Source organism: Clostridium perfringens ATCC 13124, assembly GCF_000013285.1.
In the GTDB taxonomy this organism is placed as follows: domain Bacteria; phylum Bacillota; class Clostridia; order Clostridiales; family Clostridiaceae; genus Sarcina; species Sarcina perfringens.
Map to the genome: position 1 here is coordinate 946876 of NC_008261.1, position 16453 is coordinate 963328.

Below are 16453 nucleotides of genomic sequence, written 5' to 3' on the forward strand. Positions count from 1 at the left end.
TTAAGAATCTTTCCTAAAGTATATCATTTTTTAGTTTAGACTAAAATAAATTCACTTATTTGATTTATTTATAGTTATTATAGGTTTTTATAATTTTATAAAGTTTAATATTAATATGATTTTATTTATATAAATTTATTTTTATATCATGATACAGTTAATAGGATTATGCAATAACAAAGAATTACTGAGCAAAATACTAATAAATCCATAGTAATAGTCACTTCCTTAAATATTAAATAATTTGAAAAATTTTAAAATGGGAGTTTTAAAAGGTTTGTTAGGATTAAGTTAATAGTATATTGTAAAATAAGAGAGTTATATTATTAACTTTAAATTGCATATTATTTTATTTTATGAAAGAAAGTTTTAATTTAGAACTTTATGATTTAGTTAAAAAGGATAAATTAAAGTATATATAGCTAACAGTTTAAAACTTATTTACAAAGAAACTTTAAATTGATAATATTTATATAGGATTTAAAAGATTTGGAGGGGAGCATGAAGAGTTACGAGAGAAAACTAAAGATTGAGATTATTACTATTTTGGTAATGATTGATTATATACTTATGATAAGAAGGGCAAGTAGTGAGATAGAAGAATCAGTACTTGCAGGAATTGCTCTTTTATGGACAATTTTTGCTTTAGGATACCATATATGGGATTTAAAAAAGCGTGGATTAACTTTAACAGATGGTATTAAAAGTTTTACTGATAGAATTAAAGGACTTAAGTATTTTAGTAGAATCTACACAAAAATGTTTAAATACGGTACAAGTATAATAATTATATTAGGTATGGTATTAGTTGCTTTAAATGTAATTAATACAGAGGTTTTAAATACTTCATTTATAAAGTATATTATAAACATAGGAATGTCTTTAGCTTTTTCATTAGGAATGACAGAAGCTATAGTATTTTGTATGGCTGGTATAGTAAGAATTATGGAAGAAAATAAAGAAATATAAAAAAATGCTTCACAATTTTGTGAAGCATTTTTTATTTATATGATTTTTTATAAAGAAATAAAATTAAAATAGCATTATTTGGTATAATTAATTTTGTTAAAATATGAAAAATTACAGAGAGGTTTTTATGATATTAAAATTTCAATATGAAAATAAAATTATAGATTTTGAATTAATATTAAGTAAAAGAAAAACTATGAGTATAGAGATTTCAGCTGAGGGAGAAGTAAAAGTAAGAGCCCCTATGGGCATTTCAGAGGATGTAATTATTAGTCAGGTTAGGGAAAAAGGAAAGTGGATTCTTGAAAAGAGAGAAGAGGCTTATAAGCGTAATTCTAAAAAGGTTGAAAAAAACTATAAAGATGGAGATTTATTTATGTATTTAGGAAATAAATATTCATTAAAAATAAAGTTTAGTCCATTTTTAAAGAGGATTTCTGTTAGGATAATAGGAAAAGAATTAGTGGTTTGTATGACAGAATATAATAAGGAAAGATTAAGAAAAGCAATTGAATTATGGTATAGGGAGGAAGGGTTAAGAATAATTAAAGATAGAGTTAATCATTATTTGAAGTTTTATCCTGTAAAGCCTAGAAGCATAAAGGTTAAAGAGCAAAAAAGAAGATGGGGTAGCTGTACATATTATAATGATTTACTTTTTAATTGGAGATGCATCATGGCACCTTTAAAAGTAGTTGATTATATAGTTGTTCATGAAATGACACATATGGTTCATAAGGATCATTCAAAAAATTATTGGAATTTTGTTTCAAAAATTATTTCAAATTATAAAGAACAAAAAATGTGGTTAAAAGAAAATGGAATTATAATGGATATATGATAGGAATAAATAGTATTAAAATTAATATAAAGGATAATTTTAGTATTTTTATAATTAATAAGATAGAAATTATTTAATTAATATTATATACTGTATATGGATAAAATGTTAATTTTTTATCGAAACATTAAAATTTATTTAATATTATTATTAAATAACAGACTTCACAAGTGAGGGTAAGATATGAAAAACTACTATTTAGAAGAGGTTGTGGATGAAATTTACTATAAAGAAGGCAAAGAAAATAGAGAATTAAAAATGGATATCTTAAGTCTTAAGATAGAAAATGAATTGAAGATTATAGAAAATTTATGTGGCAATTGTAAAAGAAAAAATACCCTATATGAGGCTATAAAGAATATAAAAAGCTTATTAAAACAATATTATATAGTTTTTAATGGAACTCAAGATGCATTATTTTTAGTTGAAATGCTTAAAGATGGAAATTTTAAATATGTAAGAAATAACAATGCATATCTTCAGGAATTTGGACTTAAAGGAGAAGAGATTATAAATAAAACTCCAAAGGATGTATTTGGGGAAGAGCTTGGGAAAAGATTCTGTAATTATTATAAAAATTGTATAGAAGGTAAAAGAGTAGTTGTATTTGAAGATGACTTGTTTTTAAATGGGAAGAAAAGAGTGTTCTTAACGAAACTACTTCCTATTGTTGATGAGGATGATGGAGTTTTCATAGTAGGTTCAAGAGAAGATATTACAAAGAGAAAAGAAATGGAAATAGAGTTAGACAGAATGGCTAATTATGATGAATTAACTAATATTCCTAATATGAGATTATTTTTTAAATCTTTCAGAAATACCATAAACGAAAGCAAAAAGATGGACAAGAAGTTTGCAGTTCTTTTTATAGATTTAGATTGGTTTAAGGAAATAAATGATAATTATGGACATGATGTAGGGGATGAAGTTCTAGTTTGTGCAGTTAAAAGAATATACAAATGTTTAAGGAAGGGCGATATTCTAGGAAGAATAGGTGGAGATGAATTCGCAGCTATATTAAAGGATATAAGTGATAGAGAAGAAATTGAAAAAATAGTTAAAGATATTCAAAACTCCTTAAGAAAAAGAATAAAAATAGGAGATGTTACATGTAATATTGACTCATCCATAGGTATAACAATATTTCCAGAGGATGGAGAAAAAATAGAAGTACTTATGAGAAATTCTGATAAGGCTATGTATAAAGTAAAAAATAGAGAAAAGGGAGGATATAGATTTTTTAATAATATGATTAGAGAATATAACTTTAAAAATAAAGATGGTCATGTCCATACAAAATATTGCCCTCATGGTAGTGACGATAATATTGAAGATTATATTGAAGAAGCTATAAAATATAAGTTAGATGAAATAAGTTTTACTGAGCACCTTCCTCTTCCTGAAAATTTTATTGATCCTTCGCCTTTGAAAGATAGTGCTATGAAATTAGAAGAAATGGAATCCTATTTAAAAGAAGGACACGAGTTACAAGAAAAATATAAGGATAAGATAAAAGTAAATATTGGAGTAGAAGTAGACTATATAGAAGGTTACGAGATTGAAACAGAATTGCTTTTAAATAAATATGGCAAATACTTAAATGATGGGATTTTATCCGTTCATATGATAAAAGGAAATAAAAGATATTATTGTATAGATTTTAGCGAAAAGGAATTTAAAAAAATCATAGATGATTTAGGTTCTTTAGAGAAAGTATATAATAAATATTACGATACATTAATTATGGCCTTAAAAAGTGATTTAGGACCATACAAACCAAAAAGAATAGGACACTTAAATCTAGTAAGAAGGTTTAATAAGGAATTTCCCTATAACTACGAAAAACATATTTCAAAGATAGAGGAAATATTAGATCTTATAAAAGAAAAAGGATATGAACTTGATTTTAACATTGCAGGTTTAAGAAAAAAAGAGTGTAATGAATTCTATATAGAAGGAAAAGTTCTAGAAATGGCAATTGAGAAAGGCGTACCTATGGTTTTAGGAAGTGATTCTCATTCTGCTAAATATATAAAATGTATAAAAGAATTCTTATAAACAAGATATGATTTAAAGTAGTGTTTGGTTTAGATAGTAATTATATATCTAAACTAAACACTTACCTAAAACAAAATCTTATAGTAATTTTTAATTTCATTTAAATATAAAATTTAAAACTTTTCTGGGGACTTATACAATAAAAATATTAAAAAATATTGAACGTTTTCATAAAGGGGATTATAATTACATACAGAGAAGATACACATATTAATATTTTTTTGATTCGTTTTGGTACCGTTACCAAAATTATTTATAACAATTTATGATTATAATATTATGGAGGGTTAAATTTATGGGTAAAATTACAAGAGAGGCAATACATCATATAGCTCAAAGCAATTATTCTTATGGATATGATAATGAAACTTTGCATTTAAGAGTTAAGACTAAAAAAGGTGAAGTTAATAAAGTGGAAATAAGAATTGGAGATCCTTACATATGGGATGAAGGTGGTTGTGATGGAGGAAATATGAATGCCACTGGAGGACGATGGACAGGTGGAAAAAGTTATCCTATGAGAAAGGAATGCGAAACAAAATACTTTGATCACTGGATAGTTGAGTATAAACCATTAACCAAACGTTCAAGATATGGATTTATATTATATGGAGATGAAGAAACTCTTTTATTCACAGAAAAAAGAATAGAGGAATTAGATGGAAAGTATGATGAAGCAAAATTAAGTGATATAGGAAACTTTTATTGTTTTCCATATTTAAATGCCATAGATGTTGCTAAAACACCAAAATGGGTAAAAGATACTGTTTGGTATCAAATATTCCCAGATAGATTTTGCAATGGAGATAAATCAATAGATCCAGAAAATGTTGAGCCATGGGGGACAGAGCCTACTAGGGATAATTTTATGGGAGGAGATTTACAGGGAGTTTTAGATAAATTAGATTACTTATGCGATCTTGGAATTAATGGACTATATTTTTGTCCTGTATTTGAAGCTACTGAAAATCATAGATATGAAACTATAGATTATTTTAAAGTAGATCCAGCCCTTGGTGGAAATGAAGTCTTTAAAAAACTTGTAAGTGAAGCTCACAAAAGAGGAATGAAAATAATGTTAGATGCAGTATTTAATCATATAGGTTATTTTTCACCTCAATGGCAAGAGGTATTAAAGAATAATGAAAAATCAAGATATAAGGATTGGTTTTGTATAAAGAAGTTTCCAGTACTTGAAAATGGCTTAGAAAATGTTGACGGAAATAATTTAAATTATGAAACCTTTGGAAGAATAGCCACAATGCCTAAACTAAACACAGAAAATCCAGAGGTTGTAGAATATTTATTAAAAGTGGCTAAGTTCTGGGTTGAAGAAATGGATATAGATGGTTGGAGACTTGATGTATGTAATGAAGTAGACCATGTATTTTGGAGAAAATTTAGGGAAGTAGTAAAGGGAACTAATAAAGAAGTTTATATATTAGGAGAAGTTTGGCATGATGGACTTCCATGGCTTATGGGAGATCAGTTTGATGCAGTTATGAATTACCCTGTTACAGATGCAGTAAAAGAATATTTTTGTTTAAATCAATCTAATACAGAAGATTTTAAATATATGATAGAAGCTAATAAGGTTAGTTATTTAAGACAAATAGGAGAAACAATATTTAACTTGTTAGATAGTCATGATACTCCAAGAATATTAACTGTAGCTGAAGGAAACAAGGATAAGATGAAATTAGCTTATCTGTTTATGTTTACTCAAGCTGGTTCTCCATGTATATATTATGGGGATGAAGTTGGTATGGAAGGTAATCAAGGAATGGGTATGGAATTCCATAGAAGATGTATGGTTTGGGATGAAAATAAACAAGATAAAGATATGCTTAAGTTTATGAAACAAATAATAAAAATAAGAAAAGAAAATAAGGAATTAAATTTATTAGATAATAATTGGATAAGAGCTAATAGAGCTGAAAATATACTTATATATTCAAAGGAAAATATATTTATTATTATGAACAATTCAGAGAATGAAGAAAAGATATATTTACCTAAAGAGATTAAAAATAATAAGGTTAAGGATTTATTTGAAGAAAAAATTGAACCTTTAAAAGAAGATATAGGCTTAAAGCCTTTTGCATTTAAAGTTTATAAAAAGCTTTAATATTTAATAAATTAAAAAAAGAGTAAGAATTTTAGAATGTATTATATTTTATAATTTTTACTCTTTTTATTTATACTTAGAAAGGATAAAATCACTATAGTTCTAAGGTGTTTTGTAAGCAATAATTAAAAGTGTAATTAAAACATTATAATAAATAAATTTGAATTTTTCCTGTAAATGATTACACGAGGTGGGATATGGTGTTATAATAAAAATATAAAGGAATTTATAAGAAGGTGAGAAGATGAGAGAGTTATATTTAAAAACATTAAAAAAGGAAGTAGTACCATCAGAAGGCTGTACAGAGCCAATAGCAATAGCTTATGCAGCATCTATAGCAGCAGAACATTTAAAGGGAGAAATAAAAGAAGTAAATATCTATTTAAGTAAAAACGTAATAAAAAATGCCTTAGGAGTTGGAATACCTGGGACTGGTGGAGTTGGAATAGAAATAGCAGCAGCTTTAGGAATCTCAATTCAAAAATCCTATAAAAAGTTAACCATATTATCTAATTTCACAGAGGATGAACTTAAAAAAGCTAAGGAAATTGTAGATAAAAATATAATAAATATAAAGCAAAAAAATACCAATAAAGCTCTTTATATAGAGGTAGAACTTTTATCTGAAACTTCAAAAGCTAAAGTTATTATAGAGGATACTCATACTAATGTAACCTTAATTGAATGTGATGATGAAATAATAATGGATAACAATAGTGAGGTAAGTGAAGATTTAGAGGAAGACTATAAATTATTTAAGATAGCTGATATATATAACTTTGCTAAAGAAGTAGATTTTGATCACATAAAATTTATTTTAGAAAGTGCAAAAATGAATGAAAAGGTATCAGAAGAAGGATTAAAAGGAGATTATGGCCTTCAAGTTGGAAGTAAAATAATTCAAAAGGGTAATTTTAATTTATTTTCTAATGATGCATCTAATAAGATAATTGCAGCCTCAGCAGCAGCCTCAGATGCAAGAATGGATGGATGTGCAATGCCTATAATGACCACTGCAGGAAGTGGAAATCAAGGAATAGCTTGTTCAATACCAGTAGCTCAAACTGCTAGACTTTTAGATAAGTCTGAAGAGGAATTAGCAAGAGCTTTAGTTTTAAGTAATTTAGTTACAATAAGAATAAAAAAACACATGGGAAGACTTTCTCCTCTATGCGGTGCAGGAATAGCAGGGGCAACAGGGGCTTCTTGTGGAATAACTTATCTTCTTGGAGGAGATTTAGAAAATATAAATTATTGTATAAATAATATGATTTCAGATCTTTCAGGTATGATATGTGATGGAGCAAAGGAAACCTGTGCTTTAAAGATTGCCACAGGGACTAATGCCGCAATACAATGTGCAAACTTGGCTATAAATGGCATATCAGCAACAGCCAATGATGGAATAGTAGCAAAAGATGTAGAAGAAACAATTGAAAGTATAGAAACATTAATACAAAATGGCTTTAAAAATGTTGATGATACTATACTTAACATAATGCTTGAAAAGAAAAAGAATAATAAGTAATAAAGATAAAAGGTTAATATTAATAATTAAAAAGTGCTTAAGAGCCTAGCTAAAGTTAATATATTACTTAGAATCTGTAAAAAGAAAGAATAAATAAAAATATAAATGAAAAAAGATTGTATTAATTTACTTTATAAAACTTTTAAATATATTTTTATAAATTATAAGTTTTATTATTCAAAGTTTTTAATGCAATCTTTTTATATACTTTAATAAAATAATAACTATATATTTTTTTAGATAAGTTTAGATACTTAAAATAAGTTTTAAAAATTTTTATCTAGAACCTTATAAATTTTTAAATAAGTTTTTCTTAGAAGCTATTTTTACTAATAAAGTTGTTATTAATAAGGAGAGTACTAATATGACTAAGGGACTTAGTCCTGTTACTTCTATTAATTCATCTAGTTCAGTATGTAATCCAAGATCAGTAAATAATGATACCAATGGATAGAAAATTAAGCATACTGAAATACTTAATACTGAGCACATAAAAAATATAAGGGTAAATTTATGATATAAGCCATTTCTTAATGAATTATTAAATATAAGTACTAGTGCAAATAAAAATAATACTGGTATTGATATTCCTAGTATAAGATTAAGGGCATAAGAAAAATTGCCATAATTAGCATTTACTATTGTTATGCCATGATTAAATTCTATTTTTCCTCCACATAATAATCCAACCACAGCTTTTGAAATATCATGCAATAAGTAGATTATTAAAAATGATAAAGCAATCATAATTAATGTTGAGATATTATTTCTAAGTTTGTTTGTTGTATTCAATTTTTTCAACTCCTTAATATAAGTAAATAGTGAATGTGAAATAGCTTATCATTAAATTTAAATTACTACAAAAATGAACAAAATGTTAACTAACTCTATACTAATATAAACTTTTTGTAAACATAAGTAAAGGATTAAATAGAAATTTTTATATTTAATTTTATATAAGAATAAAAAAGCAACTTTAGTGAATTTAAAATAATATCAAATATTAGTTGGGTATATAAATATTTCTTTATATACAAACGTTTTCATAGATGTTATAATGAAGATGAATAAAATGTAAATGTATTTTGTAGCTTTAAAGGTGGAGATTTGCATGAAAAAATTTATTACAATTTTATCAGTTATTATATGTCTAGGATTAGGAGGCTTATTAATAGCTAATCATTATACAAGTTTAAAAGAAGAAAGGTTTAATAATATTATAGAAAATGCTAATAAAGCTATTGAAAATAAAGAATATAAGACAGCAGAGGTATTATTAGAAAAAGCTAAACTTATGAACAATAAGACCAATGTAATATGTAAAAAGATACAGAATTTAGAGTTTCATAAAGAACAGCAGGAACTTTATGATCAAGGATTAAGATTGGAAAAGATGAAAAGGTATTCAGAAGCTATAAATGTTTTTAGTGAAATTCAGGATGATTCAAATGATTTAAAAATAAATAGTCATAAAGAAATAGAAGTTTGTAAAAAATGTATAATAGATGATTTTTCAAATAAAGCAGATAAGGCTATAAAAAGAGGAGATATAGAAAGAGCAAAGTATATTATAGCTAAAATTGAAAAAGTAGATAGTGAAAGTACAGAAATAAATATATTAAATATGAAAATAGAGAATTTTAAATCAGCCAAATAAATATCAAGAGTACTCTTGATATTTATTTGGCTGATTTTTTTAAACAATATCTTTTGTATCTAGAAAAGCTTCTTGCATAAGTAATTTAATCATAGCAGGAAACTCTCTAATCATATATTGAACTCTTAAAGATATAGGAGTTTTTGAAGGAAGTCCTTCATTTTTAATATTAAGGTAATCTGCGATTTCCTTAGCTCTAAATAAATGAAAATCACTTGTTACTATTAACACTTCATCTTTATCAGCATGTCTTTCTTCAAGAATTTTTTTACTGAATTCTAAATTTTGAAAGGTTGATTTAGATTTATCTTCTTCTATAATTCTATTAGGATTAATTCCTTTATTAACAAGAAAATTTTTCATAGCCTCAGATTCTGGTATTGGCTCGTTACTTCCTTGTCCACCTGAAACTATTACTTTAGTATTAGGGTGTAATTCTAAGTATTTCAAGCCTTCCTCTAATCTTTCTTGTAAAATTGGGCTTGGCTTGTCTCCATATAATCCTGCACCTAAAATTATTTCATATTCTACATCCTTAAGTTGCTTTATATCTTTAAAATTCATCATTTTATATGTCAAAAAAACTTCAAAAATAAGGAAGACTAGGATAAGTAGCCCTATTAAAATAGATATTCCAACTAAAATTTTCTTCTTTAGCAAATAATCACTTCCTATGTTTATTCTTTGAATTAATATAAATTTTATCCTTAAGCTTATTATCTCATATATAACTTACATAATTATGATTTAAATGTTAAGGAACTATTACAATAATATGTAGGTAAAAATTGGAGTTGTGAAATTTTTGATAATTATATTGACTAGGCAGAATCTGATGATATAATAAATCGTGTTCATATGAAAATGATTATCATTGATGGGGAGACGAGGGTAATCTAATAAGGAAATTAGGAGGACTAAAGATGAAAGGACTTAAAAAATTAGCGATTTTAGGGATCGCAACACTTACGGTTGGAATGTTTGTAGGATGTTCTAGTAGTAAAACTAGTGAAGAGGGCAACACTAGTAATGAAAAAAGGATTGTTCAATCTGTAAAAGGAGAAGTTGAGATACCAGCTAATCCTAAAAAGATAGTAGACATTTCAGGAAGTTCAGAAGAGTTAGTTTTATTAGGACATACTCCTGTAGCTACGGCAAATGTAGACTCATATAAAACTGATCAAGTACCAGAATATATGGCTGAGACGTTAAAAGATACAAAAATAGTTGGTCATTCTATGATGGATACTGCTGATATAGAAGGGATATTATCAGTAGAGCCAGACTTAATAATAATGTCACCTAGACAAGAGAAAATATATGATCAATTAGCAGAAATAGCTCCAACAGTTATAATTAATGATAATGCAAATGATTGGGAAGCTAAGTTTAAAGAGGTAGCAAAATTATTTGATCAAGAAGAGGAAGCACAAAATTGGTTAGATAATTATTATAAAAAAGCAAAAGAAGTTGGAGAGGAAATAAAGAAAGCAAATGGTGATGGAACTTATTTATCTGTTTTAGCTTCTTCAGGTCAATTCATGGTATTTACTGAAGGTGGAATAGGAACAGTTTTAAAGAGTGATATGGGATTACCTCAACCAAGTAAAATGCCAGAACAAGATAGCATAACATTACCTACAGTTACACTTGAAGGACTTACTGAAATAGATGCAGATCATATTATAGTTTTAGGAACAGAATCAGATAAGGCTGATTTAGAGTCAAATAGTGTTTGGAATGAAATGAGAGCTGTTAAGAATGGAAATGTAACAATACTTGATGTAAGTCCATATTTTAGCCAAGCTTATAACCCAATGGGAAGAGAACTTTTATTAGAGTCAATAAAAAATGAACTTGTAAAATAATTAAAATTTTTAGTAGGGGCTGTATCAAAATATAAAGATACAGCCCCACTATTTAAGTTAAAATAGAAATTTTGGTGATACTTTAAGGAGGACAACTTATGAAAATAGGAAGGAAAAGGACCTTGGCTTATGGATTAATGTTTATAGGTTTATTACTTTTGCTTAGTGGAATCATTCTATCTATATCTATAGGGGCAAAAGAAATTGATTTTTCTATGATAATAAATGCTATTTTTACAAATGATGCAGATATAAATACTAATATAATTAGGGATGTAAGAATACCTAGAGCACTTGCAGCAGCTTTAGTAGGAGGATTTTTAGCCGTAGCTGGTGCCATCATGCAAGGAATAACTAGAAATCCAATTGCAGAACCTTCTGTAATGGGTATAACTCAAGGAGCTACATTTATGATAGCTGTAGCATTTGTTTTACAAAGAATATATCCTAATTTAGTCATAAATAGCTTTGCTCTTATGATTTTTGCATTTTTAGGAGCAAGTATAAGTGGTCTTTTAGTATATTTTATAAGCTCTAGAGCATCTAGAAAAGTTGATCCTGTTAAGTTAGCCCTTGCAGGGACAGCCTTAGGAACTTTACTTATATCCTTAGCAATGGGAATATCAATGTATTTTAATTTATCTCAACAGTTAAGTTTCTGGGTATCAGGTGGATTAGTAAGTGCTAAATGGGAAGGGGTAATTTTATTATCTTTAATTGGAGGAATAGCATTTATTGGGGCCATGATTATGTCACCTAGAATAACAATTTTGAGTTTAGGAGAAGAAGTAGCCATAGGACTTGGAGAAAAAACCAATCTTGTAAGATTTATATCCATAATGATAGTTATATGTCTAACAGGTGCTTCTGTTTCGGTAGCTGGTAATATTGTCTTTGTAGGATTAATAATTCCTCAAATATGCAAAGGAATAGTAGGATCTGATTATAGATATATAATACCTAGTTCAATGATATTAGGTGCTGTTTTATTAGTGTATAGTGATATATTAGCAAGGATTATAAACCCTCCTTATGAAACACCAATAGGATCTTTAACTGCCTTATTAGGAGTTCCAGTGTTTATATACTTAGTTAGAAAGGGAGGTAAGTAATTTATGAATATAAAAAAGAACCATAAATTTATATGGGTAACGGGAATTTTAATAGGTTTAATTTTTATTACCTTCTTAATAAGTTTAAATATGGGTTCACTTTCAATTGAGCCAGGAGAAGTTATTAAAACTTTAATTGGACAAGGTACAAAAAGTAATGAAATAGCTATATTTAAGCTTAGACTTCCTAGAATAGTCATAGGAATATTAGTAGGAACAGCTTTAGCAACTGCAGGTACAATCCTGCAAGGGGTTACTAAAAATGATTTAGCTGATTCAGGAATACTTGGAATAAATTCAGGAGCTGCCTTATTTGTTGTAGTTTATATATATATAATGAATGGAAATGTATATGATGGTGTAAGTAATTTAACTATTTTTACTATGCCTATAGTAGCTTTAAGTGGAGCTATATTTGGAGCATTTTTAATATACATATTAGCATGGAAGAATGGAATAAATTCATCAAGACTATTATTAATAGGTATAGGTATAAATATAGCTTTTACATCCTTATTAACAATATTTCAGTTAAGATTTACTACTCAAGAATTTAATAGAGTTATGGCTTGGATATCAGGAAGCATATGGGGAGCAAGTTGGAAATATGTATTAGCAATATTACCATTTATAATTATATTTATGGCTTTAACTATATATAAATCAAGATATTTAGATGGATTAAATTTAGGAGACGAAGTTGCCACAGGTATAGGGATTGAAGTAGAAAAAGAAAGAAGAAAACTAATTATATATGCAGTTATATTAGCAGGGGTAGCTACATCAGTTGCAGGTAGCATAGGTTTCCTAGGTTTAGTATCTCCTCATATAGCAAGAAAATTAATAGGGCCAAAGCATAAGAAATTAATTCCTGTAGCAGCCCTTATTGGAAGTTTAATATTATTAGTGTCAGATACTATAGCAAGAAATTTAATTGCACCAATGGAAATGCCAGTAGGTATAATCGTATCTATAATAGGAGTTCCATATTTTATTTATTTAATGTTATCAAAATAGATATTTATATACCTAGACATAAATTAATATTTATAAATAAAAGGCAATTAAATTTCATCTTAGATAAATTGATTTTAAATAAGATATAAGAATTAAAGTAACAAGTATTTTAAAATCTTATAATTAAAAGTTTTCACGAAAGTAGAAGGAGATAATTATGAATTGTATAACTACTGATAATTTAAATATTTCATATGGAAGTTTAGATATAGTTAAAAATTTAAACTTAAATATACCAAAGGGGAAAATAACTACAATAATAGGTGCAAATGGATGTGGAAAATCTACAGTGCTAAAAACAATAGCTAGAATTTTAACTCCTAAAAGTGGGGAAATATATATAAATGAAAAAAACATAAAAGAGCAGGGAGCTAAGGAGTTAGCAAAGGTTATGGCAGTTTTACCTCAAAGTCCTCAAGCACCTAATGGGCTTACTGTTGAAGAGTTAATAGCCTATGGAAGATTCCCTCATCAAAAAGGATTCGGTAAATTAAAAAAAGAGGACAAAAATATAATTCAATGGGCTTTAGAGGTTACAGGATTAATTGAATTTAGGGAAAGAGACATAGAAGATTTATCTGGAGGGCAAAGACAAAGAGCTTGGATTGCTATGGCCTTAGCACAGCAAACAGATATATTAATACTTGATGAGCCAACAACTTATTTAGATTTAGCCCATCAATTAGAGATTTTAAATTTACTTAAGGAATTGAATGAGAAGCATGGGACAACTATAGTTATGGTTATTCATGAACTTAATAATGCTGCTAGATTTGCCGATTATATGATAGGTATGAAAGCAGGAAAAATAGCTTGTGAAGGTACAGCATATGAAGTTATGACAAAAGAAAATCTTAAAGAGTTGTTTAATATAGATGCAGAAATTATAGAGGATCCAATAAATAAAAGACCAGTCTGTGTGACTTATGATATGTTATAAAATTAAGATGATAATATCTCAAATATAAATATAATTCTAATAATATTATAGTTTAATAAAAATAAATCTTAGGGAATATTTTATTTTCTAAGATTTATTTTATTTATTCAAGCTTTTATAATTAATGAAATCTTTAATATGGTATAATAAAACTTAACTGATATAAATTGGAATTTAAATAAGGTGTAATATCTATAAATATATATTAAAAAGGATTTTTATACAAAAGTATTATTTATTAATTATTATGAAATAAAGGTATAAATATATTAAATAATTTTTAAGTTGATTTAGTATAAAAAGTAGAGAGGGTAATTTATGAGTTTAAAGATTAGAGATATTAAGATAGAAGATTATAAAGAAATTAGTAAAATTAGAAAAATGCCTGGAGTTATGGAGAATATATTGTCCAATAAAGATGAAGAAGATGAATTAATTAAGGAAAAGATTATAAATAGAGGAAATAATCAGTATTGGTATGTTGCTGAAGAAGATGGAAAAGTTTTAGGGTTAGGAATATTAATGAATCATGGAAATTTAAGAAAAAAACATGTTGGAGTAATAACATTAATGGTCAATAGTGATTATCAAAACAAAGGCATAGGAAGTTTATTAATGGATAAGTTAATAAATTTAAGCGAAAGTCTTAATATTATAAGGTTGGAATTATGTGTATTTAGGGATAATTATAAAGCAATAAACTTATATAAGAAGTTTGGATTTAAAGAAGAGGGAATAAAGATAAAGTCAGCTTTGAAAAATGGAGAATATGCTGATGAAATTATTATGGCAAGGATAAGCTTGTAGAGTTAATTTAGGGATAATATATATTTATAGTATAAATAGGTTTAGAGAATAAAGGGGGAGAGGTTATATGTATGAATATAAATTTATAAATGTGCCTGTTGATAAATCATTTAAGTGCAAAAGGGAAGACTCCTTTGAAAAATGTAAAGACATTATAAAAGAAGAAGCTAAAAATGGATGGAGGTTAAAGCAGATTGTTACTCCAATTAATGAAAAGTCAGGTGTTAATATTATTTATGCTTATGAAATAATCTTTGAAAGAAAAGTAGAAAATTATGCTTAATAAAGAACTTTTTAATAAGAGAAATTTAAGAACTATAATTTTAGCTGTAGTTCTTTTTATTATTTTTATATGGGGAACCAATTTAACTGCAATATGGTTTAGTGATATGGGAAAAGAAAAAATATCTATTATTAAGAAAATAGGAATTTCATTTTTAATATTAGGACCTTATTGGGTAGTGGCTATAAGTGGATTTTATAAAAGATTAAGAAGAATATTAAATTACAAATTATTTAATTTTATGTTCTTTATTATATATTTTTATTATTTCTTTCTTATAGATAGTATTGTAAATAATTTAAGTAAGTAGATTGTAATTAAAAATATAGATAGTTATATATTAATAAAGTTATTGGCGAAGTTTCTTAAATAAAACATTTAAAGATTGTATTACTATATTCTTTGTAGGTAATTACATTATAGAAACGTATTTGATATTAATATAAATTATATGAAATCTAGATTGATAACAAAAATAGTTGCTAAATAAAAGCAACTATTTTTGCTTATTTAAATATTACTTAACTGATTTTTTTATTGATTTCAAACATTTCTGATACATAGTATATAAAGCAACCTACAAGAGGTATTAATAAATAAGCATCTTCAAATTTAAAAACAAAAAATACACACTCTGTTAAAACTAAAATGGTACCAATAATTATAAATGTTATACCTATTAAGTCTGCAATATGATCTTTATTTTTTATTTGGTTCACATCATAGTAGTTTTCAATTCTTTTGAAGTAGAAAAGATAATATCCAAGTTTAAATTTCTTATTTTTAAATACATAAAGACCTACAAATAAAAATATTAATCCAACTATAAGAATAAGAATTAAAACCATAATATTTTCTCCTTTCACACTTACTTTTTATTACTAAACTTTTATTATAGAAAACTTTAGCAATAAAAAATAAGCGTATATGAAATATTATTTTTTAGTTAATAAAGATTAAATATAACAATATTGCTTTGTTATAAATCTACATATTAAATAAAAACTTAAATTTAATTTTAGGAATATTAAATAACAAGTAATATTTAAACAATAATATATTTATAATTATATTACTATTTTGAACCAATTTAAACATATTAGAACAATATTTTCCAATAAAGAGGGAATGAATTTGAAAAAATAAAATTTTTCTAAAAAAAGTTTTATTTTTTTGTCATATTATATGATTTTACCGAATATAAATATAAAGTCATAAAATTAACACTAGATTTTAGGGGGAAAA

General features: G+C 26.2%; 16 protein-coding genes. 13 read left to right on the forward strand and 3 right to left on the reverse strand.

Going from position 1 to position 16453, the window contains the following annotated elements; genetic code table 11:
* The first annotated feature begins 501 nt into the window (after positions 1-501).
* The 5 genes from CPF_RS03960 (at position 502) to CPF_RS03980 (ending at position 7524) form a co-directional block, all read left to right on the forward strand.
* Positions 502-969 (forward strand): hypothetical protein, encoded by a 468-nt coding sequence (locus CPF_RS03960; protein ID WP_003455849.1) that lies wholly within the window; start codon positions 502-504, stop codon positions 967-969.
* Between the two features lie 127 nt (positions 970-1096).
* Entirely contained in the window at positions 1097-1810 is a 714-nt protein-coding gene (locus CPF_RS03965; RefSeq protein ID WP_004456177.1) for a M48 family metallopeptidase, read from the forward strand.
* Between the two features lie 183 nt (positions 1811-1993).
* Entirely contained in the window at positions 1994-3868 is a 1875-nt protein-coding gene (gene hisJ, locus CPF_RS15210) for a histidinol-phosphatase HisJ (protein WP_003455757.1), read from the forward strand.
* A gap of 295 nt (positions 3869-4163) precedes the next feature.
* Positions 4164-5996 (forward strand): glycoside hydrolase family 13 protein, encoded by a 1833-nt coding sequence (locus CPF_RS03975; RefSeq protein WP_011590377.1) that lies wholly within the window; start codon positions 4164-4166, stop codon positions 5994-5996.
* A 244-nt stretch (positions 5997-6240) separates the two neighbouring features.
* Positions 6241-7524: a serine dehydratase subunit alpha family protein gene (locus CPF_RS03980; protein WP_011590378.1), complete on the forward strand. Its 1284-nt coding sequence runs from the start codon at positions 6241-6243 to the stop codon at positions 7522-7524.
* Positions 7525-7812: 288 nt separating this feature from the next.
* Here CPF_RS03980 and CPF_RS03985 read toward each other — a convergent pair whose 3' ends face one another.
* Positions 7813-8316 (reverse strand): hypothetical protein, encoded by a 504-nt coding sequence (locus CPF_RS03985; protein ID WP_003449220.1) that lies wholly within the window; start codon positions 8314-8316, stop codon positions 7813-7815.
* A 319-nt stretch (positions 8317-8635) separates the two neighbouring features.
* Between CPF_RS03985 and CPF_RS03990 the strand changes: the two genes are divergently transcribed.
* On the forward strand, positions 8636-9181 hold the full coding sequence (locus CPF_RS03990) for a hypothetical protein (RefSeq protein WP_011590379.1): 546 nt from the start codon (positions 8636-8638) through the stop codon (positions 9179-9181).
* 39 nt (positions 9182-9220) lie between these two features.
* On the opposite strand, the gene CPF_RS03995 is transcribed toward CPF_RS03990, so the two are convergent.
* The gene (locus CPF_RS03995; RefSeq protein ID WP_011590380.1) at positions 9221-9841 is read right to left on the reverse strand and encodes a YdcF family protein; all 621 of its coding nucleotides are present in this window, start codon (positions 9839-9841) and stop codon (positions 9221-9223) included.
* A gap of 263 nt (positions 9842-10104) precedes the next feature.
* Here CPF_RS03995 and CPF_RS04000 point away from each other — a divergent pair, with 263 nt between their 5' ends.
* The 7 genes from CPF_RS04000 (at position 10105) to CPF_RS04030 (ending at position 15518) form a co-directional block, all read left to right on the forward strand.
* Positions 10105-11049, forward strand: a complete 945-nt coding sequence (locus CPF_RS04000; protein WP_003477145.1) for an iron-hydroxamate ABC transporter substrate-binding protein — start codon at positions 10105-10107, stop codon at positions 11047-11049.
* A gap of 98 nt (positions 11050-11147) precedes the next feature.
* The gene (locus CPF_RS04005; RefSeq protein WP_003455759.1) at positions 11148-12161 is read left to right on the forward strand and encodes a FecCD family ABC transporter permease; all 1014 of its coding nucleotides are present in this window, start codon (positions 11148-11150) and stop codon (positions 12159-12161) included.
* 3 nt (positions 12162-12164) lie between these two features.
* Positions 12165-13178 (forward strand): FecCD family ABC transporter permease, encoded by a 1014-nt coding sequence (locus tag CPF_RS04010; protein ID WP_003455696.1) that lies wholly within the window; start codon positions 12165-12167, stop codon positions 13176-13178.
* Positions 13179-13335: 157 nt separating this feature from the next.
* The gene (locus CPF_RS04015) at positions 13336-14118 is read left to right on the forward strand and encodes an ABC transporter ATP-binding protein (protein ID WP_011590381.1); all 783 of its coding nucleotides are present in this window, start codon (positions 13336-13338) and stop codon (positions 14116-14118) included.
* A 318-nt stretch (positions 14119-14436) separates the two neighbouring features.
* Positions 14437-14925 carry a GNAT family N-acetyltransferase gene (locus CPF_RS04020; RefSeq protein ID WP_011590382.1) on the forward strand — a complete coding sequence of 163 codons (489 nt, stop codon included), beginning with the start codon at positions 14437-14439 and terminating at the stop codon, positions 14923-14925.
* A gap of 67 nt (positions 14926-14992) precedes the next feature.
* Entirely contained in the window at positions 14993-15208 is a 216-nt protein-coding gene (locus CPF_RS04025) for a DUF4177 domain-containing protein (RefSeq protein WP_011590383.1), read from the forward strand.
* Positions 15201-15518, forward strand: coding sequence for a hypothetical protein (locus tag CPF_RS04030; protein ID WP_011590384.1), 318 nt, complete (start codon positions 15201-15203; stop codon positions 15516-15518). Before CPF_RS04025 ends, CPF_RS04030 begins: the two co-directional genes overlap by 8 nt.
* A 211-nt stretch (positions 15519-15729) precedes the next feature.
* Here CPF_RS04030 and CPF_RS04035 read toward each other — a convergent pair whose 3' ends face one another.
* Positions 15730-16056, reverse strand: a complete 327-nt coding sequence (locus tag CPF_RS04035) for a hypothetical protein (RefSeq protein ID WP_003449181.1) — start codon at positions 16054-16056, stop codon at positions 15730-15732.
* Positions 16057-16453: the final 397 nt, after the last annotated feature.

Bases quoted from the DNA above. Each gene is read 5' to 3' on its own strand.
- CPF_RS03960 (WP_003455849.1), top strand. From the start codon at position 502: ATGAAGAGTTACGAGAGAAAACTAAAGATTGAGATTATTACTATTTTG.
- CPF_RS03965 (WP_004456177.1), top strand. From the start codon at position 1,097: ATGATATTAAAATTTCAATATGAAAATAAAATTATAGATTTTGAATTA.
- hisJ (WP_003455757.1), top strand. From the start codon at position 1,994: ATGAAAAACTACTATTTAGAAGAGGTTGTGGATGAAATTTACTATAAA.
- CPF_RS03975 (WP_011590377.1), top strand. From the start codon at position 4,164: ATGGGTAAAATTACAAGAGAGGCAATACATCATATAGCTCAAAGCAAT.
- CPF_RS03980 (WP_011590378.1), top strand. From the start codon at position 6,241: ATGAGAGAGTTATATTTAAAAACATTAAAAAAGGAAGTAGTACCATCA.
- CPF_RS03990 (WP_011590379.1), top strand. From the start codon at position 8,636: ATGAAAAAATTTATTACAATTTTATCAGTTATTATATGTCTAGGATTA.
- CPF_RS04000 (WP_003477145.1), top strand. From the start codon at position 10,105: ATGAAAGGACTTAAAAAATTAGCGATTTTAGGGATCGCAACACTTACG.
- CPF_RS04005 (WP_003455759.1), top strand. From the start codon at position 11,148: ATGAAAATAGGAAGGAAAAGGACCTTGGCTTATGGATTAATGTTTATA.
- CPF_RS04010 (WP_003455696.1), top strand. From the start codon at position 12,165: ATGAATATAAAAAAGAACCATAAATTTATATGGGTAACGGGAATTTTA.
- CPF_RS04015 (WP_011590381.1), top strand. From the start codon at position 13,336: ATGAATTGTATAACTACTGATAATTTAAATATTTCATATGGAAGTTTA.
- CPF_RS04020 (WP_011590382.1), top strand. From the start codon at position 14,437: ATGAGTTTAAAGATTAGAGATATTAAGATAGAAGATTATAAAGAAATT.
- CPF_RS04025 (WP_011590383.1), top strand. From the start codon at position 14,993: ATGTATGAATATAAATTTATAAATGTGCCTGTTGATAAATCATTTAAG.
- CPF_RS04030 (WP_011590384.1), top strand. From the start codon at position 15,201: ATGCTTAATAAAGAACTTTTTAATAAGAGAAATTTAAGAACTATAATT.
- CPF_RS04035 (WP_003449181.1), bottom strand. From the start codon at position 16,056: ATGGTTTTAATTCTTATTCTTATAGTTGGATTAATATTTTTATTTGTA.